Consider the following 2,201-nt stretch of genomic DNA (forward strand, 5'->3'; position numbering starts at 1 on the left):
GCGCGGCCGAGCGCGATGGCGAGGTGAGTCTTGCCGACGCCCGGCGGGCCGAAGACGAGAACGTTCTCGGCCTGGGCGACGTAGCGGCCGACGGCGAGCTCGCGGACGAGCTTCTGGTCGACGCTCGGCTGGAACTTGAAGTCGAAGTCGTCGAGCGTCTTCACGGTCGGGAAGTGCGCGATCTGAATGCCCATCGCCACTCGCTTGCGCTGCTTGGCGCCGACCTCCTCGCGCAGGATCGTGTCGAGGAAGTCGAGGTACGTCGGCTCGCCGCGAGCGGCGCTGGAGAGGAGCGCGTCGAGCTGCTCGGCGATGCGGCCGAGCCGCAGGCGACCAAGGTGCTCGAGCACGCGCGCGCGGACGATCTCCGTGCTCACGCCGCACCCCCGATCACGGCCGCGTAGTCGTCAAGGCTACGGCCCAGCGCCGCGAGCGGCTGCGAGAGCGGCACGACGTTCTCGACCGGCGTGCGCCGCCAGAGCCCCTCGAAGTGCGTCGGGTCGACGACGCGAGCGTGCGGCTCCTGCGAGCGCGCGTGGACGGCGACGAGCTCCTGGCCGTGGTAGACGCGGATCTCGGTCGCGGTGACGAGCGCCTCGACGTGGTCTCGGACGAGCCGGTGCGGGACGCTGTAGCGAACCGTGTCGATGTCGATGAGCGCGTCGTTGGCGACGCGCCGCTGCAGGCGGCGGCCGTGGGTCGGCAGCGGCCTCGCCGGGAGTGGTCGCAGCGCCTGCCGCTCGTCGCGCTCGAATCGCTCCGCTGGTCGCTCGTGCGTCGTCCCGTGGACGCGCTGGTCGGCCGCGAGCTGCCACTCGGCGAGGTGCGCCTCGAGGTGCGCGAACGACTCGAACTGCCGGCCGGCGATGGCGTTGCGCTTTACGTACTTCACGCCGGACTCGGTCTTGCCCTTGGTGCGCGCCCGGTACGGCTGGCACGCGCGCGGCTGCACGTCCCAGTCGCGGCAGAAGGCGAGGTACGCCGGGTGGAACGTCACCGTCTGCGCCTCGCGGTTGCGAGCAGCGACGAGGCAGCGCGTGTTGTCGCCGAGGACCTCGGCGGGCACGCCCCCGAAGTGCCGGAACGCCGACGCGATGCCATCGAGCCACTCGCCCTGGCGCTCGTGGAGGAACGCCTTCACGAACCCGCGACGCGAGTAGCTCAGGACCGCGGCGAGGAAGTGCACCGTGACCCGCTCGCCGGCGATCCAGACCTTCCGCTCGCCGAAGTCGATTTGCATCTGCCGGCCCGGCGCGGTCTCGAACCGCACCGTCGCGAGATCCGCAGCGCGCTGCTCGCGTCGCCGCTCCGCCACCGCGCGCTGCACGGTCCGGACACTCGCGTCGACGCCTCGCGCCGCCAGCAGATCCGCGACGACCACTGCGTTGCCCTCGGCGGCACCGTCGAACAGCGCCACCGCCTCGGCCCGCGCCATCTCGTCGAGGCGGCGCGCCGCCGGTCGCTCCTGGACCTCGGCGCCCGGCCCGCCGCGCAGGTACCGCCGCACCGTGTTGCGCGCCAGCCCCAGCTCGCGGGCGATGCGCTTGGCTCCCCAGCCTCGCCCCGCGAGCTCGCGCATCTCCCGGACCGCCTCCGCCTCGACCATCGGCACCTCCGCGCTCGGGGGTGCCACAGCCAGGACTTCTCTGCCCATCTCCGCCTCCGTCGTTGGAGGAGGGAGGGGGGTCAGAATTAGTGTCGCGAGGGGGTCAGTTATCCTGTCGCTCTACAGCGCGGCTCCCTGACTCGCTGCGAGGTTCCGCGACGGCCGGGCGCCGGAACACCGTGGTCCTTCCTCCCTCGAGGAACGTCCTCGCGTCCACACGCCCGAAGAGTTGCATCAGGGGCGCCACGAGCGCCGTCCAGCCGGTCTGGTGACCGGCGCCGACGCCCGCGCCGTTGTCGCCGTGGAAGTACTCGTAGAACGGCACATGATCGCGCCAGTGCGGGTCGGAATGGAACCTCTCGACGCCGCCGAACACCGGGCGACGGCCCCGCTCGTCACAGAGGAAGATGCGCTGGAGCCGGTTCGTGATCTCTTTGGCGACGTCGAAGAGGTTCATCAGGTGGCCGGAGCCGGTCGGGCACTCGATGCGGAAGGCATCCCCGTAGTAGCCGTAGAACGACAGGAGCGCCCGGAGGAGGAGCGCATTGACCGGGAACCAGATCGGTCCGCGCCAGTTGGAGTTGCCCCCGAACAT

The 2,201-nt window shown here is 71.4% G+C and carries 3 protein-coding genes; all 3 read right to left on the reverse strand.

What is annotated here, in order from left to right; all coding sequences use genetic code 11:
* A partial coding sequence (gene istB / locus VMS22_22625) for an IS21-like element ISAnsp4 family helper ATPase IstB (protein HXJ36842.1) occupies positions 1-377 on the reverse strand: 377 nt, incomplete at its 3' end.
* Positions 374-1,606 (reverse strand): IS21 family transposase, encoded by a 1,233-nt coding sequence (istA, locus tag VMS22_22630; protein ID HXJ36843.1) that lies wholly within the window; start codon positions 1,604-1,606, stop codon positions 374-376. The genes istA and istB, both read right to left, overlap by 4 nt.
* 103 nt (positions 1,607-1,709) lie before the next feature.
* On the reverse strand, positions 1,710-2,201 hold a 492-nt coding region (locus VMS22_22635), incomplete at its 5' end, for a glucosidase (GenBank protein ID HXJ36844.1).

This window comes from Candidatus Eisenbacteria bacterium, assembly GCA_035577985.1.
GTDB lineage: Bacteria > Desulfobacterota > Binatia > DP-6 > DP-6 > DATJZY01.